Origin of the sequence: Tannerella forsythia, assembly GCF_003860135.1 — a bacterium.
In the GTDB taxonomy this organism is placed as follows: domain Bacteria; phylum Bacteroidota; class Bacteroidia; order Bacteroidales; family Tannerellaceae; genus Tannerella; species Tannerella forsythia_A.
This window is the reverse complement of the sequence record NZ_RQYN01000005.1, coordinates 69,501-95,626: the sequence shown is the minus strand read 5'-3', so window position 1 is coordinate 95,626 and position 26,126 is coordinate 69,501. Positions and strand designations below refer to the sequence as shown.

Below are 26,126 nucleotides of genomic sequence, written 5' to 3'. Positions count from 1 at the left end.
TTAATTTCTAAGCGATTCGAGCCGGTTCGTCTGGCCCGGATAGAGGTTCGACAAGGTTTTATAGCCGGCTTGCTTCTCCTGCGTCGTGGCTTTGGAGTAGATGGCCACCAGCTCATCCAGTTTCGTATCGGAAAAAACTTGCAGCAGGATGGAAGTGGGGCGCGCACTCTTGTACGCCGCCAAAGCGGGCAACGCCTCAAGGATATTCGTCCGTCCGCGATCGGCGTTGGCCGCCATCTCATCCAGCCCCTTGCGATGATAATCGTACCAGAACTGACGGTACCCCTCGCTCTGATTCTCGGTCAGCGCCGTAATCAACGCATGACGGTTGCGGTCGTTCTCAAACGCCTTCCAACCGTTCCACGACGGTTCGGACTGCGCCAACGTCAGAATCTGCTGCGCCTGCTGGAAAAAAACACTCCCGCCCTTGGGCGAAAAACCGTCGAAATCGATGCCCAGAATCACATAAATATAAAAGACGATCGTTGCCGTCAGGTTACTCTGTAACGTCGTTTCCGAAAACTCCAACGGCTCGTTCTCCATATATTGGAAATCGAGCTGCGTGTCGCGGAAGTTAAAAATCGTAGTCGCGTAAGACGAATTATAAACCGGACGACGCGCCTGTACTTGCAACTCGCAACTGAAGCGATTATCTTCCTGCGTATTGACAATCATCGTAAACGTACAGTCGATTCGTTCATTGGGCGAAAATTTGGCGTTCGTCCATTTCTTATTATTGATAAACTCGTTCAACGCCCTCTGCAAGGTGTTGAAAACTTCCTTGTTCGTGCCCTGTACCTTACTGCTGTTGATCGATAGCTTCGCATTCAGTTCGGATACCTGCGACCAGCCGCTTAACGCCAGCGTTGCCAACAGACAGACAAGCCACTTCTTTCTTCTGTTCATCCCTTTGTTATTAACGTTTTCAGACAATCTAAGATATCGTCGGCCACGGCTTTTTTATCTTTCAGCGGAAAGTCGGTCATCTGCCCCTCACGGTCGATCACGGTAATTTTGTTCGTATCGCACGCGAAGCCCGCCCCTTCTTCCTGAAGCGAGTTCAGCACAATCATGTCGAGCTTTTTTCGCGCCAATTTTTCCTTCGCATGCGCCACGGCGTCGTTCGTTTCCAAGGCGAAGCCCACTACATACTGCCCGGCACGTTTCCTCTCGCCCAACACGGCCGCAATATCCCTGTTGCGCACCAACGATAACGAGAGCGCCTCCCGTCCTTCGCGCTTGATCTTCTGCGACGCTGCCTCCGCCGGACGATAATCGGCCACCGCCGCCGAAAGAATCGCGATCTCCGCATCGGAGAAAGCCGACACCGTCGCTTCATACATCTCATCGGCCGACTCGACGTCTGTCCGCAGGATGTTGGGATGATCTACTTTCAACGAAACAGGCCCGGCAATCAATCGTACCTTCGCGCCTCTTCGCGCGCACGCCTCGGCCAACGCGAAGCCCATCTTTCCCGAAGAGTAGTTGCCGATAAAACGTACGGGATCGATTTTCTCGTAGGTAGGGCCGGCCGTGATCAGGATCGTTTTCCCTTGCAAATCATTCGAGGCGACAAAGAAAGCAGCCAGCACACGGACAATCTCGTCGGGCTCGCGCATCCGTCCCTTGCCGACTAACTGACTGGCCAATTCGCCTTCGCCCGGTTCGATGATATGATTACCGTACGAACGTAAACGGGCCAGATTTTGCTGCGTCGACGGATGAGCAAACATATCCAAGTCCATCGCCGGAGCGATAAAAACAGGCGCCTTGCACGAGAGGTACGTCGTCACCAGCATATTATCCGCTACGCCGTTCGCCATCTTCCCGATCGTCGAAGCCGTAGCCGGGGCGATAAGCATCGCGTCGGCCCACAATCCCAAATCGACATGGCTGTTCCACGATCCGTCGCGGTTAGAGAAAAACTCACTGATAACCGGCTTACGGCTCAACGTGGCCAAGGTCAGAGGCGTGATAAATTCTTTCGCGGCCGGCGTCATCACCACCTGCACCTCCGCCCCTTCCTTCACCAAAGCACGGATCAGATAAGCGGCCTTATAGGCGGCAATACCGCCTGTTATGCCTAATATGATTTTTTTTCCTCGCATACGTTTACAACGTACAGCTTTGCTTCTTATTATCTTTGTCGGTGATTTGTCGCTACTTCATCCTCATCCGGATCTCCGTCAGTTTCTGCTTCGTGTTGAGCGGAAAATCCCCGCCCATAATCCATGCATAATATCCCGGATCGGTTTGCAGCACGTCCGTCACCAAACGTCCTTTATACTTCCCGAAGTTGATCACTTCTTCGCCTTTGTCGTTATATATCATCCGTCCGGCGAAATCGACATTGTTCGTAAAACTCGAATACTCGGAAAGAAATTTCACATCGTTCTTCAAATCGGGATAGCGGTCTAACTGAGCTTTCAAGACCTCATACGTCGCTTTCGTGTCGGCCTCGGCGCTATGCGCGTCATCCAACTCTTTGTCGCAGTAGAATTTGTAGGCAGCCTGCAACGTGCGCTGTTCCATCTTGTGAAAGATGGTCTGTACATCGACAAACTTACGTTTGGACAAATCAATATTCACATTCGCACGCAAAAATTCTTCGGCCAACAGCGGTATATCGAAACGGTTCGAATTAAATCCGGCCAAGTCGCACCCTTCGATCTGCGACGCCAGCGATTTGGCAATCTCTTTGAAGGTCGGGCAATCCTTCACATCCTCGTCCGTAATGCCATGTATGGCCGTTGCCTCCGGTGGGATCGGCATTCCCGGATTGATGCGCCGGGTTTTCCCTTCTTCTTTTCCGTTCGGCGAAATTTTCAAATACGAAATTTCGACAATCCGGTCTTTACAGATATTCACACCGGTAGTTTCCAAGTCGAAAAACACCAGCGGATTGGCTAAATTGAGCTGCATGTAATCGTGATTTAATCGTTCAAGACCATCGGCATGAGCAACATCAGGAGTTCTTCATCCGATTCGTTTTCCACCGGTACAATCACTCCGGCGCGAGACGGATCAGCCAATTCCAGCACAATTTCGCCCGAGTTGATGTTGCTTAATATCTCGATCAAAAAGGTCCCTTTGAATCCGATGCTCAAATCCATTCCTTCATATTGACACATCACCCGTTCTTCGGCCGAAGTAGAAAAGTCAATATCCTGTGCCGAAATCATCATGGCATCTTTCGAAAGCTGTAACTTAACGAGACCGCTGGCCGGATTGGAAGAAACGGATACGCGCTTCAAGGCCGTCAGCAGCGATACGCGATCGACCGTGACTTTGTTGGGATTATCTTGCGGAATCACGCTGTTGTAGTTCGGATAACGCCCTTCTATCAAACGGCAGACCATCTCGAAATTAGCCGTCTTCACATAAGCATTATTTTCATCGAACGCGATCTTGACCGGATCGGTATTCTTAGGTAATAAAGCCTTTAATAAATTTGCCGGCTTCTTCGGCAAAATAAACGAAGCACGCCCTTCCGATCTGACAGCCAGATTACGCAACCGCACCAGTTTATGACCATCCGAAGCGACAAACGTCAGATTATCGGTCTGAATATCAAAGTAGATTCCGTTCATCACCGGACGAAGTTCGTCGTCGGCCGTAGCAAAAAACGCCCGCGCGATACCATTCAACAATACCTGCGACTCCATGGTGAGGTCTACGGCGTTTTCGCCCAACGGTTTTTGTTGAGGATATGTATCACCACGCTGGCCGATAAATTCATACTTCCCGTTCTCGTAACGCACAACGGTCGACAAGTTATCATCGTTGATCTCAAACACAAGTGGTTGTTCCGGCAATTCTTTCAACGGCTCTAAGAGAATCTTGGCAGAAACAGCAAACAGACCGCTTCCGCTGGCATTCATCACATCGACGGTTGTCACCAGACGAGTTTCCACATCGGAAGCCGTAATCGTCAGTTTATTGCCCTCCAACTGAAACAAGAAACTGTCTAAGATAGGCAGCGTATTTTTCGAAGCAATCACTTTACTGATCGACTGCAAGCGTGTCAACAACGCGGAACTTGATACATCAAATTTCATAACGGTTTATATTTTCTTATAGTTAATATTATTTTGTCTGTTTGATAAGTCGAGCAAAAATAGTAAAACTTTTACATTATCCGCTCTAAAAATCGCAAAATAAAGACAAGCATTTCAGAGACAACAAAGAAGGCGTAAGAAAAGCCCCAATTCCAGAAAGAGCGAAAAAGGGGACCGACAAGTAAATTTATTTCGTTTTTTGTATTTTCTGAAAAACATATTACCTTTGCGCGTCCTTTAGAAAAGGAAGGAAAGCTGCCAGAGTGGTCGAATGGGCCGCACTCGAAATGCGGTGTACGGGCAACTGTACCGGGGGTTCGAATCCCTCGCTTTCCGCCGGAAGACTAAGACAAAAAAGGTCAAAAGCAAGACAAGTCCTACAAATCATTGATTTGTGGGACTTTTTTCATATAGTATGGGTTCCACTTAAAGTCACTGATAAGCCAAAAAAGGACATGGTTTCGTAACCAATTCGTAACCTACTCCTCAAAAAGCAAAATAGGTTACGAATTGTCTGAATTTGGCCGTGTTTTGTCTGGAATAGGCAGCCCTTATATATCTCATAATTTGATTATTGAAACTAATTTTGAAATTAAATTTTGAGTTATGAGAAAAAGTACATTCAACATCCTTTTCTATGGCAAAAGTAGTGCTATTAAAGCAAATGGGAAAATGCCCATTATGGGACGAATTACAGTCAATGGACAAGCTGTACAGTTCGGAGCAAAAGTAGAGGTCTCCCCCGAAATTTGGGACGCCAAAGCGGGCAAGGCTGTCGGAAGAACACAAGAAGTGATAGAACTTAATGCCATCCTTGATAGCATTAAGGCTACTATGACAAAAATCTATCGAGAACTTCAGGAGCGTGAAAGCTCCGTTACACCGGATCGTATTAAAAACATTTTCTTTGGAGTTGAGCTCAAGCAACAAATGCTTCTGGAAATGTTCAAGAAACACAATGAAGATGTAGCCAAGCTTGTTGGTATAAACAAATCTAAGGCTACTTACCAGAAATATGAAGTAGCAAGGAAACGTCTTAGTAACTTCGTCAAAGAGAAATATCATTTGAATGACATCGCCCTCAAAGAGATCAATCATCTTTTCCTGATGGATTTCGAAGTCTATTTATTGACTTCTTGCGGATGTAATCCGAATACTACCGCCAAATTCATGCAGTTTTTTAAACGCATAATCATCATAGCCAAAAACAACGGATGGATTAAAGCAGATCCTTTCGCGAACTATAAGATACGTTTGAAAAAGGTAGATAGAGGTTACCTCTCGCAGGAAGAGGTTACGGCCATAGCAATGAAAAAATTCTCTACCAAGCGTTTGGAACAGGTACGTGATATCTTCATTTTCTCTTGTTTCTGCGGTTTAGCATATATTGACGTGAAAAATTTAAGAAAAGAGAATATCCGCACTTCATTTGATGGCAACTTGTGGATAATCGGGAAGAGAGAAAAAACAGATGTGTCGTTTTCTATCCCGTTACTTGATATACCAAAAAAAATATTGGAGAAGTATGAGGGCAGATTACCCGACAACAGGATATTGCCGGTTTTGAGCAATCAGAAAATGAATGCCTATCTAAAAGAAATAGGAACTCTATGTGGTATCAACAAAGATTTGACATTTCATATGGCAAAGCATAGGTAATTCTATAAATATCAAATAATCAACTGATTATATTGTTTATCAATAAAGGGAGGTAACAATAAGGAAACCAGCGAGCTTCTATACTCTACCTTGTTTTGCCATTTCAAAGAACCACTTTGTTTGTTGCAAAGATAAGAGTATATCGTGAGAAAAAAGAATTTTCTCTGAGTTATTTTCGTAAGGCTGTCCATTGGGGTTGCTTTTTGTTTTCCGGGTATTCTATTCTTATGATAAATGTAGTCTCCGAAGACTGCGTTTTTTTGTTTTCGCCCTGCTTCTCTCCTTACCCATCCTCCACTTATGCCCGTGTATCATGTCGGAATCGGTTGTTCGTTGTCAGCTGCAAAGGTAGTTCCGGACTTTTACGGACCAAAAAAGGTCGGGGCGGCAAGCCGTTTAGACGACAATCTCCACACTTCCATTTCATTGCAGGTAGTATTCTCGCCGTAAAACCTTGTTTGTCCTAAGCCCTACCTTTTTACGCCACTGAAACGAAAACGACCGACCCGACGGAAAGACGCATAAAAAAATGTCGGATATGCGAGAAGCAGGGAAAAGAAAGTTGAAACTCAACTCTCTCACCTCTGAAATCCGCATAAAATCAAAAAAATCAGACAAGATGAAACTGAGATACAAAATATCAATTTGGGTGGCACTTGCACTCGCAGAGTCTCTCCTTTGGGGCGCAAGCATTTGGCTTTGGCTGGCAGAGATATGTGTGGGAAAATTCCTCATTCGGATGCGCTAAGTAGCCGTGTTACAATGTCAGTTAATAATTCAAGACAACTCTGAATGAAAAAACGGCTGTCAACTTTATGTTGATGGCTGTTTGCTTAGTCAATCGTACCAATGTTTATGTGTCACCAGACAGGCAATCTTTGGGATGTGGAAATTTTATGTTTTAGAATACCAGTAATAACATTACCGCTTTAAATAAGCAATTCAAAGATAACAAAGAAGATGGAAAATATAAAATTGGGATTGTTAAACTAATATAGTTAATTCATTATTAAGTTTCAAAAAGAGTAACTTTAGAGATTTTTCTATCATATGTTCAGTTTTGGTGTAACATTTTGTTTTTCGCTTAAATCTTGCCAAATAATGCCTGACTCTGCTATTGTAACTCTCTACGGTGTAAGTTTCTGCTTTTGTTTGAATATGTTTTTTTTGGAGGGATAATTTCCGCATAACTTTTCCAACAATCAGAGCAATAAAAACAAACAGAAATTTCCTGCACCCGTTTCCATAGTTTTAAGCCTGTCTTTGTGCTTCTGTCCCCACAGACAAAAGAGATAAACCTTTTTCCAAGTCTATCAACAGCAATCCATATCAAACGGTAGTTTTTTTTTGAACCCACGTAAGTATGCATTTCATCTAATTCCACAATATCGACACATTTTTCTTTTTGAGGAAGCGACACGTTTTCACCCCATTCCTTTACCCAATAATAAACCGTGACATGACTTATTTTTAATATGCGACCAATAGCCCTAAACCCCAAACCCTCCAAATACATCTCCAAAGCCATACGGCGAATTTGTGAGGACTTAACATCCGATTTCTTTTCTACTGTGTAACGATATTGGCAATCTTTACAATAATGTCGCTGACGACCACCGACAACGCCATCTTTGCGATGGTTTAAACTTCCGCATCTTGGACAATCCATAGTTTTTTATTGCAAAGTTACAAAAACTATAGCAATTTAACAATATCATAAAATTAAGCAATTTAGCTTAATGTTTTGTGTAAGATTATGAGAAAGTGAAATAATTTCACTAACTTTGTGGCATTAAACTGAGATATATGGAAGATGTAAATCGTATCAAGTTGGTATTGGTTGAAAAGAAGCGAACCAACAAATGGCTATCTGAGCAGATGGGGGTAACACCATCCACCGTTTCAAAATGGTGTACCAATTCTTCTCAGCCTGACCTTCCAAGCCTTTTGAAGATTGCCGACTTGCTTGAAGTTGACATTAAGGAATTGATTGTGCGCGAGTACAAATCATATTTGTTGTCGCAAAAATCAAAGTGAGACATGGTAGTAAATGGTGTTGATATAGAAGTTGAGCGTAAGCCCATTAAGAACCTCCATTTGGCGGTCTATCCACCCGATGGAAGGGTTCATGTGTCTGCTCCACAGTCATACACTGATGAGCAGATTAAGCTCTTTGTCCTAAAGAAATGGGTATGGCTCGTACAGAAGCGCAAAGAGACTACATCCTACACATTTCAAGATAAGCGCGAATATGTGTCTGGTGAAGCCCATTACTACAAAGGTGAACTTTATCGTCTGAAGGTTATCAGGGACAACACCTGTACCTTCCATGTCGATATTCTGGGCGACTATATCAATGTATATGTCTATGAACGTACCACAAAGGAAAGCATTGCAAATGTACTTTGGAACTGGTATAAGGAACAAATTACTCCAACCTTCGAATTGTATGTGACTAAATGGGAGAAAATACTTGATGTTAAGGTCGCAGAATGGACTATTCAGCAGATGACTTCAAGTTGGGGCAAGTGCCACAAAGATACTGGAAAGATAATGTTCAATCTACAGTTGGCTAAGAAACCATTGAACTGCATAGAATATGTGGTAGCCCATGAACTTACTCACCTCATAGAGCAGAATCATACAAACAAATTCAAGCATATCCTTGGAACTTATCTTCCTGGATGGCAAAAGATAAAAGAACAATTAAACGAATTCCCACTATAGGACTATGGCAACTTATCAAGAACAAAGGGAAAGAGAATATCAGAACAAGCTCGTTAGGAGGTTTCAAGACGAACTTGGTTACAAGTATCTCGGCAACTGGCAATATGCCAAAGGCGAGATAGTCAACAGTTTGGGTAAGCAAAACTCGCCCATCCTTGATGATGAGGTGCGCAAGTTCCTGAAAGCCCAGAAGAAAAAGGACAAAACGCCGAAATACACGGAACGGCAGATAGAAGATGTCCTATTTCAGCTAAAAAGCAAAGCCAGACTTGGAAATGCCAAGATGAGCGGTCTGATGCAGTGCAATACAGACCTGTATGACACCTTGATGATGGGCATCAAGTCACAACCAGACCCAGAGTCAAACCACGAGGACGTGATGCTGTTTGACTTCAAGGACTTTGCCAACAATAACTTTGCCATAGCCGAAGAGGTCAGTTACATTGACCCCTTGTTGGGAAAGAACAAGCGTCCAGACATCGTTGTCTATGTGAACGGCATAGCCTTGGCGGTCATTGAACTGAAGCGCAGTCTTGTCAATTATGAAGAAGGTATCAAGCAGCACTTATCAAACGAAAGAGATTTCATACCATCCTTCTTTACCACAACACAATTTACCATAGCTTCCAACGATGGCGTGGAGTTCCGCTATGGTACTGTCGGAACTCCGTTAAAGTTCTGGTGTAAATGGAAGCGCGACACCAACAAACTGGGTGATGTGTTGACAGAGCAAGAGTCATACATGATGTTCTTCAACAAAGAGAACTTTATGTTCTTCTTCCGCTATGGTGTACTGAATGATGGCGGCATCAAGAAAGTGTTACGCCCACATCAGATATATGCTATCAAAGCAGCGGTGGCACGTATGCCAAAGAAGGAAAGCGGTGTTATCTGGCATTCGCAAGGTTCTGGCAAGAGTCTTACGATGGTTGCTTTGGCATCCTATATACGTCGTAATTATAAGAATCCTCGTGTCGTGGTCATTACTGATCGCAAAGAACTTGACCTGCAGTTGGCAGGAACATTCATAAAAGGAGGCAACACGCTTCATCAGGCTACTTCAAGCAGCGACCTTCTCGACACGCTTAATAAAGGTGAAGAATGGCTCATCTGCTCACTCATCCACAAGTTCGGTGCAAACGGATCTGAGGATGAAGCCGAGAAAGACGAATCGGGAACAAAGGTTAGTCTGGATGAATACCTTAATGAACTGCAAGCCATTATCACACAGAAATATGGCGACAACTTCAGTGTGAAGGGTGACAACATCTTTGTCTTTGTCGATGAATGCCACCGCACACAGAGCGGTCGCCTTCACGAAGCCATGCGAGCCATCATGGGTAAGGAGATTATGCTCATCGGTTTCACTGGCACGCCTCTCCTGAAGAAAGACAAGGGCGATATGTATAACCGCATCAAGAGCATGTCTGAACGTACCTTTGGCCCATATATCCACAAGTATTTGCACAAACAGGCCGTGGAAGACAGGGTTATCCTCGACCTGCAATATGAATACCGCAACGTAGAGCAACAGCTTGCCAACAAACAGAAAGTTGACCAGAAACTGGCTGCATTGACAGCAGGACGTGAGCTGTCTGATGAGCAATGCAGAATGGTAGAAGACCGATGGGCAACCTTGGAAAAGGTTTATTCTACAAAGGAGCGTATCGAGCGTATCGGCTACAGCATCCTTGACGATGTTGGTTTTGGTCTGTTGAAGCATGATTGGAGTAATGCCATGTTGGTGGCTGGTTCAATCTATCAGGCTTACAGATACTACAAGTTCTTTACTCAAGACAGCAGCAACACTCTGCTCAGAGGGCGTGTTGCAGTAGTAACGAGCTATGACCCAATGGACAGTGATATTGCCAACGATTCGGCTGACACGAGCAAGGAAACGGAGGCTAAATTCAAGTATGACTGGGCAAAGCAGTCGTTCAAAGATGCTGGTGATGGTATCAATAATGCTGATGACTATGAGAAGTGGGCAAAGAACCTCTTCATCAAGCGTCCTGCACAGATGAAGCTGCTCATTGTGGTAAACAAGCTGCTCACTGGCTTCGATGCCCCATGTGCCACCGTCCTTTATATCGACAATGAGATTAAAGACCATACTTTGTTCCAGGCAGTATGCCGTGTGAACCGACTTGGCGAGGACATCAAAGACGAGGAAGGCAACGTGATAGTCAAAACACACAAGGAATTTGGCCGTATCATCAGTTTCAAGAATCTGTTCGACAGCATTGAAGATGCCGTTGTCAAGTTCAACGACGGCGAAGGCTTCTCTGGTCTCGATGGTGTCGATGTAGAAGGATTGCTCGATGGTGTTGTCAATAAATGCAAAGAAAAACTGAAGGCTGCAACAGAAGCCTATGAAGGACTGAAAGCCATCTGGGAAAGTAAGGGACTTACAGAATTGGAACCGCTTACGGAGTATTATGTAGCCGAACTGGAAGGTGAAGACCCTGCACAATGCCGCCGAAACCTCATGTACAGCATCACAGGTGGCATGGTCACAGCATATAACAATATGTCCGACTATTTCTGCCAGACAGATTTCACGCCTGAGCAGATAGAACGCTTTGCCTCACTCTCCCGAGAGGCAGGAACCATACAGCGCAAGGTGCGCCAGAAATCTGGTGACGACTTCGATCCACGCACTCTTGACCCCGATATGCGACAGCTTCTTGACCAGCATATCCGTGCGGAGGATGCTGAGACTTTGGTGGAAGCATCTGCCGACTTCTCTTTCCTCGACCTTATCAATGATACTACAGACACCGACAAGGCTGCTGATGAAGCCATCCGTCAAGCAGGAGGCAATGCCAATGGAGCAGCCGAAGTCATTGAGGGTAAGGCTCGCCGTGTCAATACCGACTGGAATAGCGGTGACGAGGAAGAGCAACGAGCTTTCAGTGAGAGGTTACAGGCATTGCTCGACCAACTGAGGGAAAGCAATGCTACCGCCAAAGAGAGAATAAAGGCACTCATTGAGCATATAAAAGCAATCAAGCATGGTAGTGATGCGCCAAATGGACTTAGTAACAAGCGTAGCAAGGCTTTATGGAATAACCGTACTGCATGGAACGCTCCTGCGGATGACAACGAGGTAATTGAAATCATAAAGAAGATTGACGATTTCATCTATCGCAATGCAGGGGCTAATTGGCAAGATTCCGACAGCAATGCCAGTTGGGACTTGCGTGACGACCTGCAAGCTATGTTCCCATCATTTTGCGAACAGGACATCTATGAGATTTACCGTCTCGCTTCACAAAACTCATAACATAATAACAGATAAAATGGCAGAATTACAAGTAAGTAGAAAAAATATAGCATCTTTGCTGAGTATGTCCGATTCAACGAATAAGGATAGGCTTTATGTGATACCCGAATATCAACGCCCTTACCGTTGGGGTGAAAATGAGTGTGATACTCTTTGGACGGACATCAAAAACTTTTTCAATGAGAAACGAAAAAACGAAGATGCACCAAAGGAGTACTTCATCGGCACCATAGTTACCTATACCGACGAAGCAAATAAGAATGAAATCAATATCATAGATGGACAACAACGTATGACATCATTGATGCTATTGCTACGTGCATTCTATCTGAAGCTTGAAAAAATGAAAGAAGAATGGCCGAACGATGAAGACATCGAAGGACTGATGCAACAGATAGAACCATGCATTTGGAAAGTTGACAAGATGTCGCGTAAGGTAAAGGACAGAACCTTACTGAAGATTGACAGTCGTGTAGCTCTCGACAAGGATAATGAAGACTTCAAGAATATCCTTTGTACAGGAGAGAAACGTGACAGCAAATCAGCCTACGCAAAGAATTATACCTATTTCTTTAACCAGTGTGAGAAGTTTGCTGCAGAAAACACGATGATGTGGAAAGAGTTGTGTCTTACCATTCTAAACGACTGCATCGTGTTTCCGATTGAATGCGAAGACCTCAATTCAGCCCTGACAATTTTTAGTACACTGAATAATCGAGGTCTTCCATTGTCAGATTCTGATATATTTAAAGCAGAATTGTATAAGAAGTTAAGGACACCCGAAGAGAAGTCTGCCTTTACCGATGAATGGAAAAACCTTGAAGAACTTGTCGAGGACAGCGGTCTGACCATAAACGACATGTTCCGTTTCTACATGCACGTTATTCGTGCCAGGGACAATATAACAGATAATGAGAAAGGACTTCGCAAGTTTTATGCTGGCGACAATTACAAATATGACGAACTTCATAAGGACAATTTCTTTGAGGACATCAAAGACTTGGCAAGGTTCTGGGTGAACACCTACGACAATGTAGGCGAGTTTGACGAAGGAAACGAGTACTACACGTTAGAAGCTATCAAGTACATTCATTGTTTGGTAAACTTCCCCAATGACTATTGGCGTTGTGTTGTCAGTGTGTTCTATATCAAACATCGAGGCGAAGATAATTTCAAAACACGCATAGAAAAATTCATGCGTGGCTTGCTGTCGTACATGTTGGTTCAGTTTATAATCAAGCCACAGGTCAATGCTGTCAAACCACCGACTTATAAGTTCTGCATTGACATCTATCACAATGGCGATACTGTATTCCAGAATATCATGCCGATAGACTTTAACAGTCTGATAGAACGTGCATCGCGCACAAGAAGTAAAGTCGTTAAGAGCATTATACTCCTTGCTGCTTATCTTTACGACGTTGAAAGCAAATTATTTACGGGAAAATTGGAGATTGAGCATATTCTTCCGAAACGATGGAAGCAAGCCAACTATGCTGGCTGGACACGTGAAGCAGCAGAGGAACATTTAGAGAGCATCGGCAACAAAATACCTTTCGAGAAGCATCCGAACATTCGTGCAGGAAACGGCTATTTTGGCGAGAAAAAGCGATATTATATCGTTTCTCACGTCAAAGAAGTACAAGACTTGGCAACCAATCATCTGAAGCATGATTGGTTGCCAGAGGATATAGAGCATCGGCGCGATGAAGTGTGCAATCGTCTGATGGCATTCTTCAGTCAGAACCTTGTAAGTAGCGTAACTGAGGTTGAGCAAGAAGAACGTATGCTTTATGGCAAGAAAGGCAAGGAAAGCATCACTCTTGACAAAGTAATTGGTAATGGAATTACTCGCTATCGCTTGACAGTAGTGAGGAACATCCCTAATCCCACAGCGATGCAAGCCTTGTCGGGAACCATACCAGTTACTACAACAACACAAGAATTTGCAGATGTTATGCAAGCAAAGAACGCAATAGACTTTGGCTTCTTTGCCTCGCTACAAGAAGAACAAAACATAAGCGTTGAATTTAAGACACTCTTAGAAAGTGAGTAATAAATATGGCAATAAAGAAATCACAGTTATACAGCGCACTCTGGGAGTCGTGTAATGCACTTCGCGGCTCAATGGATGCCAGTCAGTACAAGGATTACGTGCTGATAGTCTTGTTCGTGAAGTATCTCTCTGACAAGGCTGGTCAGCCAGGCTTCCGTCTTAGAGTACCAGAGGGTTGTAGCTTCAAGGATTTCGTGGCTCTGAAACAGGAGGATAAGATTGGCGAGAAGATGAATACCAAACTGGAGGCCATCAAGGAAATGAATGCCCGACAGATTGGTGACCTTGCGCTGCCTAACTTCAACGACCCCACAAAACTGGGCAGTGGACGCACGATGGTTGATACCTTGTCAAAGCTTATCGGCGTATTTGAAAATGATGCACTCGACTTCTCGCATAACCGTGCTGCTGATGATGACCTTCTGGGTGATGCATATGAATATCTGATGAAGAACTTTGCTGCCGAGAGCGGTAAGAGTAAGGGACAGTTCTATACACCTGCCGAGGTAAGTCGTGTGATGGCAAAGCTCCTTCGCATCGATGAACTCGACCGTGCCGAGCATACCATCTATGACCCTACTTGTGGCTCTGGTTCTTTGTTGCTTCGTGCCTTGGCTGAAGCCAGCAATCCCCGTGTGTCTATCTTCGGACAGGAGAAAGACAGCAGTACGGCGGCATTGGCTAAGCTGAACATGTTGCTTCACGGTATCAGCAGTGCCGATATCAAGGTGGGCGACACGTTAGCCGACCCACAGTTCAAGCAGTATGGTATGGTCAGCACTTTTGATGTGTGCGTAGCCAACCCTCCTTTCTCTATGAAGAACTGGCTGGCATCGGGCATGGAGAATGACCTGTATAACCGCTGGACCGCTAACTTGTTACCACCTGCCAAGTGTGGCGACTACGCTTTCTTGCTTCACCTCATTGCCTCCATGAAGACTGATGAAGGACGTGGCGCTTGCATCCTGCCTCATGGTGTTCTTTTCCGTGGCAACGCAGAATACGATATCCGCAAACATATTGTCAAACAGCACTATATCAAGGGAATTATTGGATTGCCGCCAAACATTTTCTTTGGTACAGGCATTCCTGCTTCCATTATTATCATCGACAAGAAAAATAAGGATAGTCGCAAGGGTATCTTCTTCATAGATGCAAAAGATGGCTTCAAGAAGGACGGAGCAAAGAACCGTCTGCGCGAGCAAGACATCAAGCGCATCGTGGATGCTTGGGATGCACAAGAGGCCATTGACCACTATTGCCGTCTTGTAGAATGGGATGAGATAGAGCGTAATGACTACAATCTGAACATTCCCCGATACATACAGCCAAAGGACACTGAGATTCAGCATGACATCGAGGCTCATTTGCATGGAGGACTTCCTGCCCACGATGTGGACGGGATGAAAACGTACTGGAATGCCTGTCCTTCATTGAAGGTCAGCCTTTTCAACTGTACGGCAAATGGTTACTATAGCCTGAAGCCCGTAAAGGCAGACATAGCTCAAACAATAGAGAAAGATCCTTCTTACGTCTCGCAGAATGGTCGGTTCTCTGCACTTCTGAATGAATGGAAAGCAGAGATTATGCCACAGATGAAAGCCGTCGGTCAGGGCGCACGCCCCATGGAGCTGATTGCCAAATGGTCAGAGTCGTTACTTGACAAGGCAAAAGACCACAGCGGCCTGGTGGATGCCTACGAAGTCTATGATGTATTGCTCAACTACTGGGCAGACGTGATGCAGGATGACAGCTACATGATTGCTAACGATGGGTGGACATTTCCGGAAGTGCGAGCTACAAAGTCGGGCAAAGGCGACAAGAAGAAGGCTATCATGTACGACGAGATAGTTTGCGACCTCGTGCCTGTCAGCATCGTGCTTGCTGAATACTTCACAGCCGAGACCAAAGAGATTGCTGAATTGTCGTCTTCTATAGAGAGCCTACAACAGGAATTGTCCGACCTTGTGGAGTCGAATACCGATGTATTCCGTTTCAACGATGATGACGAAGAAGACAAGCCTGCCAATGTGAAGATTGCTGATGTAAAGAAAGCAGTCAAGAATGCAAAGACGGATGGTACGACCAAGGAGGACTTGGAAATCCTGAAGCTTTGGGAATCTACTTATACAAAGAAGGAGGGTTATGTTTCCCAATGGAAGCAGAAGCGCACCGAACTTACGGAGTCAGTTGTAGCGAAGTATGCCGCCATGAAAGAGGATGAAATCAAGACGCTTGTGGTTGAACGTAAGTGGCTTGCAAGTGTTGTAGGTGGTTGCGAAGCCTTGATGCAAAACGTCACACACCAGATAACAAGCGACGTAACCTCCCTTGCCGAGCGTTATGAGGTGACACTAGGCGCAACCGAGGGCAAAGTGAACGATTTGGAACAGGAGGTCCTTCGTTCACTCAAAGAGATGGGATTCATCTTGTAAATCATATTTTTATATGGACAAGAAAAAAACAAAACATACAGAAATAACTGTTCTATATAACTTGCCAGAAAATTGGGCAGATGAGACGGCGTTTTCATTCGAGCATCTGTCTGAACTGGTGTTGCAGTTGCACGATTCCGCCTATTCGGCAACCGTTAAAGCGATAAACCGTTTTGCTACGATAAGAAACTATGTCATTGGATTCTATATTGTGGAGTATGAGCAGCATGGCAATGACCGCGCTAAGTATGGCGACCGTCTGCTAAAGCGTTTGGCTGAGCGTGTGAACAAAAGGGGAATCAATGAAACATTGCTCACAAATGGTCGTAAGTTCTATTTGACTTATCCTCAAATAAAAAACTACTTGACTGCCATTTCTCCGACAGCATCGGAGAAATCTGTGGAGAAAAGTCCGACGGCGTCGGATAAATTCACTACACCGGCAGAAAAGTTGATGTCTAATCTATCCTTTTCCCATATCGTTGAACTGTTGACAGTTGATGATTCTTTAGCACGTTTTTTCTACGAAACAGAGTGTGTCCGTTGCTGTTGGAGTGTAAAAGAGCTACGCAGACAAATCTCGACAAACCTCTACTTCCGTGCAGGAGTGAGTGAAAAGCCTGAACTCTTGTTGGAAAGGACAGAAGTTAACACATCGCCAGTTCTTACCATCAGAGATCCATTCTCGTTTGAGTTTCTTGGCTTGCGCCCCGAAGCGTTTACAGAAAGCGATTTGGAGAATGCCTTGATAGGGCATCTGCAAGAGTTCTTGCTCGAAATGGGCAAGGGATTTTGCTTTGAGGCGCGGCAGAAGAGGATGATTATCGACGATGAATACTACTTTGCCGACTTGGTGTTCTACAATCGTATCTTACACTGCAATGTCATCATCGAACTGAAAGACGACGAGTTCCGCCATGCCGACCTCAGTCAGCTTAATGCCTACGTCTCATATTTCAGGGAGAACGAGATGAATCCAGGGGACAATCCTCCTGTGGGTATTCTGCTTTGCACTCGCAAAGGCGACAAGATGGTGGAGTACGCTCTGGCTGGTTTGGACAACAACCTGTTTGTGTCCACTTACATGCTTTCGCTACCAGACAAGAAAACACTACAAGACTTTCTGTTAAAGGAGATAAGCAAATGATTGAAACAAGATTCAAAGATACAGAGGTAGGAAGGATTCCTGTGGATTGGGAGGCAACCAACATAGATAAATTGTGTACCCTTAAAGCAAGAATTGGATGGCAAGGATTAACCACAGGTGAATATTTGCCACAGGGCGACTATATTCTGATTACTGGAACGGATTTCAAAGATGGATATATCGATTGGAAAAATTGTTGCTATGTAAGCAAATGGAGATATGACCAAGATACAAATATCCAAATTAAAGAAGGTGATGTCCTTATTTCTAAAGATGGAACAATAGGAAAAGTAGCCTTCCTTAATAGTATTCCTGGACCTGGAACGCTCAATAGCGGTGTTTTCGTAGTTAGATCGAAACAAGAAAATGCAGTTAATCAAGCCTATTTGTCATGGATATTTAAGTCAATATGGTTCAAATCATTTATTGACCAGCTTACTGCAGGTTCTACAATAAATCATTTGTATCAAAAGGATTTTGTGAAATTCCAATTGATCTATCCAAAGGATAAATCTGAGCAAACTCGTATAGCAACTGCACTTTCAAATGTTGATGCCTTAATAGCAGAATTGGGTAAGCTGATTGAGAAGAAGCGAGCCATCAAGCAAGGTGCCATGCAGCAACTCCTTACAGGCAAGAAACGCCTCAAAGGATTCACTGTGCCGTGGGAGGAGAAAAAACTTGGTGAAGATGCTACAATTCTTCGTGGAGGATCACCACGTCCTATTGAGGACTATATTACTGACAGTCAAGATGGGTTAAATTGGATAAAAATCGGTGATGTGAAGCCCGAAGATAAGTACCTCCGTAAAGCTGCTGAGAAAATCAAAAAAGAGGGTTTATCTAAAACTCGTCAAGTGAAGAAGGGTGACTTTATTCTCTCTAACTCTATGAGCTTTGGAAGACCTTATATATTGGATATAGATGGTTGTATTCATGACGGATGGCTTGTTATACAAGACTATCAAGAGGCTTACGATATGCAGTTCTTGTATTATATCCTTTGTTCGGATGCCGTTATGAACCAATATGTATCAATGGCGGCTGGTAGCAGCGTACAGAACCTTAATAAAGAAAAAGTTGCCAACGTATTGCTATATGCACCAACTTCATTACAAGAGCAATCCGCCATCGCTTTAGTCCTTTCTTCAATGGACAACGAAATCTCTGCTCTCGAAGCCAAGCGAGACAAATACACCGCCATTAAGCAAGGCATGATGCAGCAGTTGCTTACTGGTAAGATAAGGCTGGTAAACACAGTAGCCAGAACGAATACCACAACGGCAAATGTACATTTCCGAAGAAGCGTTTTGGCGGCAGAGATTGCAGATAGGCTATGTGAAGAACCGACATTTGGACATGTGAAGATGGAGAAAATGCTGTTCCTCACAGAACGTCTTTGCCGTATAGACATAGGCTCTCACTATCATCGAGATGCAGCTGGTCCGTATGACAACAGAGCATTACGCTCTATTGACAGCCAGTTGAAAAAGCAGAAATGGTTTGAGGTGAGACGGACAGAGAAAGGGAACAGATATGTGCCAATGCAAAACCGTGGCAAGCATAAAACGTATTTTGATAAATACTTTTCTGCAGTTTTGCCCACATTCGAAAAAATCATTGATACGTTCAAGACGCAAAACACAGAGCGGTGTGAAATCGTTGCCACGCTCTATAGTGCATGGGAGGATTTTCTAAACAGCAACAAGACTTTCACAGATGCCGATATCGTGAATGAGGTGCTGAACAACTGGCATGAATCGAAGAAGCGAATATCAAAAGAACGTTGGTTAAACGCTATCCAATGGATGCGCGAGAACGGTTTTGCACCTGATGTTATAAATGACTAATAATAAACTTAAAGATAGTTATGAGATACGTCTTCGCTGCGCCACATGTGGCTATGAAGATCAATTTGAGTTCAATGATGACAAATCATATATCAAATGTACATTCTGTAATAGAGAATACTTTGGTGGTATTGAGGAATTGAAAGAACTCAACCAAGAAGCCTTTGATGAGGTCAAGGAAGAAATGCAGAAAGATGCTGCATCTTACATCAAAGACCAGCTTAAGAAGGCTTTCAAAGGTAACAAACATATCAAAATAAAGTAAATATGGATTGGATTGAATTTGTAAAAGATTGGGGCGGACTGATTCTTTCTGCTTTAGGAATAACTGGTGGTGTTTTTGCATACTTGCGACATGACCGCAAGTTGAAGTTACAAGAGAAACGCTTGAACGATCTTCAAATTCGCCAGTTGCAGAAAGCTGAGGCGAAAGAACTTCAGGCAGATATCAAGTGTAACGCTTATAGAAGCAAGTCAAATTCAATCGTTAAGATTGTGAATGCAGGCCCTGCTGACGCATCGAATGTAAGAGTTGAAATACTCGACCAAGACAAGTTGGAAGGGCTAATATTCTTTCATGAGAAATGGGGACCATATGATTTAATCAATGCAGCAAACAGTGTTGAGGAAAGGATTGCTTTGTGTGAAGGGCATGATGAATTTATCAAGTTGAAAATTGTATGGAATGATGACTTCAGTAAAAATCGAGAAACAATTCTCAATGTCCAATTATCTTAATTGCGATAATGAAGAATGAACAGACTTGTCATCATAGGAAACGGCTTTGACATGGCTCATGGCCTCAAAACCAGTTATAAAGACTTTATAAACTGGTATTGGGAAAGCCGTATTGATGCTTTTGCCGGCAACACCTCAAAAGTGTCCGATGATTGTCTTTGCAAACTGACCATCAAAGATGACACTCATATAAGTTGCTGGAATGTGTTCGCTTTCCAGAACTCATATTTCAAAGATATTCGAGGCAACAAGACTTGTTCTGGCTATGAATTGATAACGGAGCTACAAAACCATCCTGACACTTTCTCTATTGATAGTACTCCGTTCTTTGGAACAATCCTCCAATCAATTGAAACCAAAGGCTGGGTTGACATTGAGAACAACTATTATCAATTGTTGAAGAGATGTACAGAGAATGCCGACTACGGCTATACAGTCAAGGAACTTAATGAGCAGTTAGCTTTCCTACAGGATAAACTCATTGAATATCTTCGTAGCATTGGTACGCCCCAGCCCAAAGAAGAGTTGCAGAAGGCCATGATAGCCCCCCTCAACCCAGAGGATTTCTCAACGGAAGGGAGAAAGAAAGCATTGGAGGACATAGGGCTTGACATAAAGAGTATTGCAGAGTTGCGATATAATCATGAGGAAAGAAACAAACTATTTCCCGGACGAGTCATGCTCCTGAGCCTATTGGCCACACCTCTACTGATGATCATCATCCTCCTGGCTATCGGTAAGAATGAAAACTATATCGAAAACCATTATGACAGGGAATAATATGAATCAGAAAGCACTTATACCAAGTCCCGAAGACTGCATCATGTGTGTAAAAGTAGGGAAAGTAAAAAGGGAGAATCTTTATGAGATGACCCGTAAGTATTGGAAGGTTGATATAAACCGAGCGCGAAAGGCTACTCACGTTCTTGCTATCGTTAATGGTATTGTGGAAGAAGTCTATAATCCTGTCAATTGGAAATACACAGAAGATCCTAAACACATTGGGAGGTGTGAGTTTCTGGGCGTTTATATTGTATGATTCATGGAGTTAATTCTATCCATACTTTTCATTGTCGCTATCATCGCCATAACCATATTCGGTTGGTGGTATAACTCCCCTCGACAAAAGGGAAAGCGAGGTGAAATGAGAATTCATGATATTCTCATGCAACTACCAGACGAATACCATGTGATGGATGATGTCATGCTAAAGACAACGAATGGCACGACACAAATAGACCACATTGTAGTGTCTAAATATGGAGTCTTTGCCATAGAGACAAAGAACTATCGAGGTGAGATATATGGCAATGATAATATCCAGGAGTGGAAACAGATAATCGTGACTAAAGTAACTTACCCCAAGAAACCTTGGAAGACATACACCTACGTTACCAAGAACCAGTTCTATAATCCAGTAAAACAGGTAGTAGGACACATGTATAGGATTAAGGAGAATCTGAAAGAATGGCCTTACCTAAAAGTTATCCCCATTGTCGTTTTCACTGGGAATGCCGATATTAGTAGAGTTTCGTCTGCAGGCCATGTTATTTATGACACTGCTCTTCTTTCCACAATTCAAGCATATCAAACATCGTACATTACCGATACTGACATAAAAGTAGTTGTGGAACGTCTTTCTTCAAAGAACATACGTGAGGTAGTTGATAACAAGACCCATGTTCGCAACGTAAAAGAAGCAAAGTACAGAACAGATTCAAAAATTTCATCGGGTATATGCCCACAGTGTGGAGGTACGCTTGTACGGCGAAATGGGAAATACGGAAGTTTCTACGGTTGTTCCAATTATCCTCGATGCAAGTTTACTACTCAGTAAGACTGAGTAGAGTCGTATCATCTGCCTAATCTTCTGCAATGATTATCCCTAATCCTCTGTATCTCTTCCTGATGTTCCGCTTCATCGGTGTATAGAAACTCGATGTAATCAGCCTTCCTTGCCCATTCTTCATTGGGTATGGCGAACTCACGAAGCAGTACATACTTCTCATTGATAGTGTTCAATCGGGCATTGTCATAGGCTATATTTCCATGTGGGCATACCGCCGGAGGCTTCGATAAGGGAACAGAGCCTTACTTGGTGGGGTATTTCCCTCCTTGCTTAAGTATCGGAAAACATGACGGGGTTGATACTTGCATACGTTCTCCCACACGTCTCCCATTGTACACTTGTGCAAGTGAATACGGAGCTGCCGCCCTATGCCCATTCTCATTCCTATTGCCATATCCTTGGTTGCCTGTTCAAATAGGTACAAACAGGTGTTTAGACTTGAGGAAGTCGGTATCCCCTCCTACCGGTGAGCACCTGTCTGACGGGGCAAATATAGATGTCCTTCAAGCCAATTTCACCCCCTTTTTATTAGTGCGTACTTGTGGCTTCGATTTGGTTAGTTGTGGCTTCGTCTCTCTTAATGGCTTTGGGGGCAAGAGGTCGTAACTTTACACCCAAGCGATGAGCCGGTATTTCATGGCTTTGAAACATACATTTCGAGAAGATAAAGTACTGCCTTTCGAGGCGGATTTATTTGCGTCGGAGCAAATAGCAAGGTATGTTTTATGCAGCACGACTTCGTTTTTGCAGCATAAAACCCTTGCTCTTGCAGAGGGCTGAAAAACTCCGAAGTCGTTTTTCTTGAAAGGGAGAATACGATGCCTCAAATGCCGGTGATGTCGTGAAACACTAAAATCCAAAGTAAGAAATGAAAATGAAGAACATTCGGAGCGCACGCTCCAAAGAGAAGACAGAAAAGCGTGTTTCGGTCAATTTCACGCCGACAGAATACGCCCATTTCCTCACGATGAAAGAGGAAAGTGGTGTACCAAGTCTGTCACTATTCATCAAGGCAAGAGTCTTTAATGAGACCTTTCGGGTGATAAAAGTGGATCGTTCCCTGCTTGATTATTACCAGAAACTGGCGACTTTGTACGGGCAATTCCGCAGTGTGGGAGTGAATTATAACCAAACTGTTGTCGCTTTGAAGAGCAACTTTACCGAGAAAAAAGCCTTTGCGATGCTCGCCAAGTTGGAGAAACTGACGCTTGAATTGGCAATAATCGGGGGTGAAATCGTGCAACTCACCCGTGAGTTTCAAGAGAAATGGCAACATCGGCAATAGCCTTTTACTGTGTATTGTTATTTCTCTATGAAAGAAAATCAGGCTTCCCTTTTACTTATTAAGGAAGCCTGATTAACCTTGTGAATACGATTACTGTTTCTTGAACTTGCCGCCTTTCAAGTCGCTTTCCACCATACGTCTGTTAAGTTTCTCTTGAAGTTCGTCAAGGAAATAGGTGCGACTGTCATCTTTGCGACGTTTCATATTCATATATACGTTGTAACAGTTCTTGATTTCCACACCGAAGATTTCAGAAAGAGCGTCTGCCAGTTCCTCTACGCCAATCTCTCCATTATTGATACAATTGCAGGTGTCAAGGGCATAGAGCAGTTCCACCAAGTCTGTTGCCTTGCCTGTCCAGCGGAGTTTCTTGGCTGATTTGACGGGCAAAGCAGGAAGAAGCCCCTGTATTCGCATCTTCAGCAATTCCAGCTCCGTGTCAATGACAAAGAGTAGCTCCAATACATTTTTTCCCCTCTCCGTCCATCAAGTACTTCTCTTGCAAGGTTTGTAAACGAAAACGAGTATAGCGGAGAATACGAAACAACGAGACAGTATCTTCTTCTGTATCACATAGAGCAACAACCTTCAATATAAAGTTGTCTGACACCTTTTGTATCTGTTCTTTTGTAGAGCAAGACGAATTCATCGTCTTGAAGTCTTCCGTTTGAGTAAGTCTTAGCATAATCATATCTTTTATGTTCAACATTGTAGATTCTCTGTTGTGAGATGTGATTTATGACGTATTTCCCTATGAATTTGAATGGCAAAGAACAGTGTCATCAAAGTTGCAAAGACGTCGGCTACTGGCTGTGCATAAAGCACTCCATTCAATCCCCAATATGATGGGAGCAGCAATATGGCAGGGATAAAAAACAGCCCTTGCCGTCCGATATTGAGCAGAAGACTCTGCCTTGCCCGTCCGATTGCCATATATAGTGTGGAATACACAAACTGGAAGCCGAAAGTGAAAAACATAATCGTATTGGCCCTAAGGGCAATTTGTGCAATTCCCTGCATTGTTTCGTCTTTGCCGAAACAACTGATGACAGGAGAGGTAAATACCATTATGAGTATGCTCCAAAGTACACAAAACGAGGTGGTGAGTATCAGGGAACAGCGCACCGCTTCCTTTAACCTTTGGAAATTGCATGCTCCATAGTTATAACCAGCCATCGGTTGCAGTCCTTTGACAAACCCGAAGACCACGTTTGTTCCCAATGTGACGATTTTCAGGACTATACCCACAGCCGCGACAGCCTCTGCACCATATTTCACAGCTGCTCTCTGCAACAGACTGATGGAGAGAGTTTGGAGCGATTGCAGAAAGAGCATCGAGATGCCTATCTTGATGATGTCCGCATACATTCTTATCGTGGGAGCGAACAGGGCAAACGACACTTTTACCTCTGCTTTCGAGAGGATGAAGCGAATATAAATGACTGTCGTGATGATTCTTGAAAGAATGGTTGCCCATGCCGCACCTTCCACGCCCCAGCCGAAAGTGTAGATAAACAAGGGGTCTAATGCAACATTGACGACAGAGCCGATAATCATTGCCGACGCAGATGTCTTCGATGCCCCTTGTGAAACAATGATGTTGGACATCGACACATTCAACGCCCCTATGACACAACTGATGATGAAGAGTCTGCCGTATGCTTCTGCCAAGTGTATCATTCCCTCGTTTGCTCCCATAAACAGAAGAATGTCCGGCAGGAACGCATTGCACACAAGGGCAATGAGAGCAGCCAACATCACAGAGGTAATCACCGAGACGGAAGCAACCTGACCAGCCTTGACAATCTGCTTCGCTCCCAACAGACGGGATATATACACTCCGCCTCCGACACCGAACATCAAACCTATCCCGAGAAATAACAGCGACAGAGGGAAAACGACCGATACGGCGGCAACGGGAAGAGTTCCCAAACGTGCAACCCAGAAAGTGTCCACCACATTGTATATCGCCATAATCAGCATTGCGATGACAATAGGTATCCCCAACTTTGTCAGGGCTTTCATCATACTTCCTTCTCGCAAAATATTCACAGCGTTGTTCATCCTTATAATCCGTATCTTTTTAAGTGAATAAAGTTCGCTGCAAAGGTATGGTTGAATACAGGCTGCCACAATAGACGGACAACGGTTATAATAGCACTATTCGTGGTAAGTTCTTCTGAAAAGCGAGGGAGAAATGCCCACAACCTTGGTAAACAGTCGTGTGAAGTAGGAGTGATCGTTAAAGCCCAAACTATGTGCAATCTCTTTGACGGAATCTGTAGTATAGACCAATTGACGTTTAGCCTGCAAAATAATCTCGTTTTGGATATGGTGGCTCACACTTGTCCCCAGAACAGAATTTACTGCCTCATTCAGGTAGGCAACGGTAATGTTCAGCCGTCCGGCATAGAATGATGGCGAACGATTGCTTCGGATATTACTTTCCAGCGAATCCCGAAATTCCCATACTATTTCCTTGTGTCTGGTCACTATCCCCTGCAATTTGGATTGAGCTATCGTTGCATTTACAACGTTCTCCACGACCAACCCTACAATGACGGTGGTCAGTCGCTGAACGACTGCTTTGGCAGATGGATTTTCCATGCAACCCATTTTGCGGTCGAGAAGCGATAATAATAGTTTCAGTTCCGATATGTCGGATAGTTGTATTTGGGGACGACCGTATCGCTCTAATGTTCGTTTTTTCCTCCTTATCCACCAATACCGAGTCGATAACCAGAAATTTTGCAGAAAGGTTGGAAGCATCGATGATGCGATGTACCTGTCCTGGACGGATGATTACCAGACTTCCTTTCCCGAAAGAGTACTCATCGAAATCAATATTCAGACGGCATTGCCCATCCTCTATGAAGCCAAAGAAATAATAGTCGTCGGTATGGGAGAAAGCGTATCTTTCCGAAGATGCCGATGTCCGAGAGATAACAGTCTTCAGATAGACTCCGAAATCTGAGAGCTGTGAACTTCTATAGATGCGTAACCGGAGCATATCTTTCCATTATTTTATGATTTCGT

At 44.0% G+C, this 26,126-nt stretch carries 21 protein-coding genes, 1 tRNA gene and 1 pseudogene; 15 read left to right on the top strand and 8 right to left on the bottom strand.

The annotated features are described in order from the left end of the window. From EII41_RS02745 to dnaN, 4 genes are read right to left on the bottom strand one after another with little or no spacing between them, the layout of a single operon-like run. A complete protein-coding gene (locus EII41_RS02745; protein ID WP_124751651.1) occupies window positions 1–906 on the bottom strand; it encodes a DUF4835 family protein in 906 nt (301 codons plus the stop codon). Then, on the bottom strand, window positions 903–2,108 hold the full coding sequence (gene coaBC / locus EII41_RS02740) for a bifunctional phosphopantothenoylcysteine decarboxylase/phosphopantothenate--cysteine ligase CoaBC (protein WP_124789328.1): 1,206 nt from the start codon (window positions 2,106–2,108) through the stop codon (window positions 903–905). Before coaBC ends, EII41_RS02745 begins: the two co-directional genes overlap by 4 nt. A gap of 52 nt (window positions 2,109–2,160) precedes the next feature. Beyond that, on the bottom strand, window positions 2,161–2,922 hold the full coding sequence (locus tag EII41_RS02735; RefSeq protein ID WP_124751653.1) for a 3'-5' exonuclease: 762 nt from the start codon (window positions 2,920–2,922) through the stop codon (window positions 2,161–2,163). A gap of 11 nt (window positions 2,923–2,933) precedes the next feature. Then, entirely contained in the window at window positions 2,934–4,058 is a 1,125-nt protein-coding gene (gene dnaN, locus EII41_RS02730) for a DNA polymerase III subunit beta (RefSeq protein WP_124751654.1), read from the bottom strand. A 249-nt stretch (window positions 4,059–4,307) separates the two neighbouring features. Between dnaN and EII41_RS02725 the strand changes: the two genes are divergently transcribed. Continuing rightward, window positions 4,308–4,394: transfer RNA gene (locus EII41_RS02725), tRNA-Ser, on the top strand. Window positions 4,395–4,664: 270 nt separating this feature from the next. After that, on the top strand, window positions 4,665–5,717 hold the full coding sequence (locus EII41_RS02720; protein WP_124789327.1) for a site-specific integrase: 1,053 nt from the start codon (window positions 4,665–4,667) through the stop codon (window positions 5,715–5,717). Window positions 5,718–6,701: 984 nt separating this feature from the next. Here the strand turns inward: EII41_RS02720 and EII41_RS02705 are convergent. Next, a protein-coding gene (locus EII41_RS02705; RefSeq protein WP_124789326.1) for an IS1 family transposase occupies window positions 6,702–7,386 on the bottom strand; the annotation gives its coding sequence in 2 pieces (ribosomal slippage) (window positions 6,702–6,887 and window positions 6,889–7,386; 684 coding nt in all). Window positions 7,387–7,523: 137 nt separating this feature from the next. Between EII41_RS02705 and EII41_RS02700 the strand changes: the two genes are divergently transcribed. The 13 genes from EII41_RS02700 to mobA all read left to right on the top strand — a co-directional run bounded on the left by EII41_RS02700 (window position 7,524) and on the right by mobA (window position 23,090). Next, a complete protein-coding gene (locus EII41_RS02700; protein WP_124789325.1) occupies window positions 7,524–7,754 on the top strand; it encodes a helix-turn-helix transcriptional regulator in 231 nt (76 codons plus the stop codon). A 3-nt stretch (window positions 7,755–7,757) separates the two neighbouring features. After that, complete coding sequence (locus EII41_RS02695) at window positions 7,758–8,444, top strand: M48 family metallopeptidase (RefSeq protein ID WP_124789324.1); 687 nt, start codon at window positions 7,758–7,760, stop codon at window positions 8,442–8,444. 4 nt (window positions 8,445–8,448) lie between these two features. Continuing rightward, the gene (locus EII41_RS02690; RefSeq protein ID WP_124789323.1) at window positions 8,449–11,730 is read left to right on the top strand and encodes a type I restriction endonuclease subunit R; all 3,282 of its coding nucleotides are present in this window, start codon (window positions 8,449–8,451) and stop codon (window positions 11,728–11,730) included. Window positions 11,731–11,746: 16 nt separating this feature from the next. Next, a complete protein-coding gene (locus EII41_RS02685) occupies window positions 11,747–13,786 on the top strand; it encodes a DUF262 domain-containing protein (protein WP_185711808.1) in 2,040 nt (679 codons plus the stop codon). 5 nt (window positions 13,787–13,791) lie between these two features. Next, window positions 13,792–16,221 carry a type I restriction-modification system subunit M gene (locus tag EII41_RS02680; RefSeq protein WP_124789321.1) on the top strand — a complete coding sequence of 810 codons (2,430 nt, stop codon included), beginning with the start codon at window positions 13,792–13,794 and terminating at the stop codon, window positions 16,219–16,221. Window positions 16,222–16,234: 13 nt separating this feature from the next. Beyond that, window positions 16,235–17,368 (top strand): YhcG family protein, encoded by a 1,134-nt coding sequence (locus EII41_RS02675; RefSeq protein WP_185711807.1) that lies wholly within the window; start codon window positions 16,235–16,237, stop codon window positions 17,366–17,368. Next, entirely contained in the window at window positions 17,365–19,218 is a 1,854-nt protein-coding gene (locus EII41_RS02670) for a restriction endonuclease subunit S (RefSeq protein WP_124789320.1), read from the top strand. The genes EII41_RS02675 and EII41_RS02670 overlap by 4 nt, the downstream gene beginning before the upstream one ends. Next, window positions 19,211–19,483 carry a hypothetical protein gene (locus EII41_RS02665; RefSeq protein ID WP_124789319.1) on the top strand — a complete coding sequence of 91 codons (273 nt, stop codon included), beginning with the start codon at window positions 19,211–19,213 and terminating at the stop codon, window positions 19,481–19,483. Before EII41_RS02670 ends, EII41_RS02665 begins: the two co-directional genes overlap by 8 nt. 2 nt (window positions 19,484–19,485) lie before the next feature. Continuing rightward, entirely contained in the window at window positions 19,486–19,956 is a 471-nt protein-coding gene (locus tag EII41_RS02660) for a hypothetical protein (protein ID WP_124789318.1), read from the top strand. A gap of 15 nt (window positions 19,957–19,971) precedes the next feature. After that, window positions 19,972–20,736 carry an AbiH family protein gene (locus EII41_RS14495; RefSeq protein WP_124789317.1) on the top strand — a complete coding sequence of 255 codons (765 nt, stop codon included), beginning with the start codon at window positions 19,972–19,974 and terminating at the stop codon, window positions 20,734–20,736. Beyond that, a complete protein-coding gene (locus EII41_RS02650) occupies window positions 20,723–20,995 on the top strand; it encodes a hypothetical protein (RefSeq protein WP_009347047.1) in 273 nt (90 codons plus the stop codon). The genes EII41_RS14495 and EII41_RS02650 overlap by 14 nt, the downstream gene beginning before the upstream one ends. A gap of 3 nt (window positions 20,996–20,998) precedes the next feature. Beyond that, entirely contained in the window at window positions 20,999–21,793 is a 795-nt protein-coding gene (locus tag EII41_RS02645; RefSeq protein WP_074452739.1) for an NERD domain-containing protein, read from the top strand. 880 nt (window positions 21,794–22,673) lie between these two features. Further along, window positions 22,674–23,090 (top strand): conjugal transfer protein MobA, encoded by a 417-nt coding sequence (mobA, locus tag EII41_RS02635; RefSeq protein ID WP_124789316.1) that lies wholly within the window; start codon window positions 22,674–22,676, stop codon window positions 23,088–23,090. 90 nt (window positions 23,091–23,180) lie between these two features. On the opposite strand, the gene EII41_RS02630 is transcribed toward mobA, so the two are convergent. The 3 genes and pseudogenes from EII41_RS02630 to EII41_RS02615 all read right to left on the bottom strand — a co-directional run bounded on the left by EII41_RS02630 (window position 23,181) and on the right by EII41_RS02615 (window position 26,100). Further along, on the bottom strand, window positions 23,181–23,507 hold the full coding sequence (locus EII41_RS02630; RefSeq protein ID WP_124789353.1) for an RteC domain-containing protein: 327 nt from the start codon (window positions 23,505–23,507) through the stop codon (window positions 23,181–23,183). Between the two features lie 285 nt (window positions 23,508–23,792). After that, window positions 23,793–25,154, bottom strand: a complete 1,362-nt coding sequence (locus EII41_RS02620; RefSeq protein ID WP_124789314.1) for an MATE family efflux transporter — start codon at window positions 25,152–25,154, stop codon at window positions 23,793–23,795. A gap of 96 nt (window positions 25,155–25,250) precedes the next feature. Beyond that, a pseudogene (locus tag EII41_RS02615) lies at window positions 25,251–26,100 on the bottom strand (AraC family transcriptional regulator). Between the last annotated feature and the right edge of the window lie 26 nt (window positions 26,101–26,126).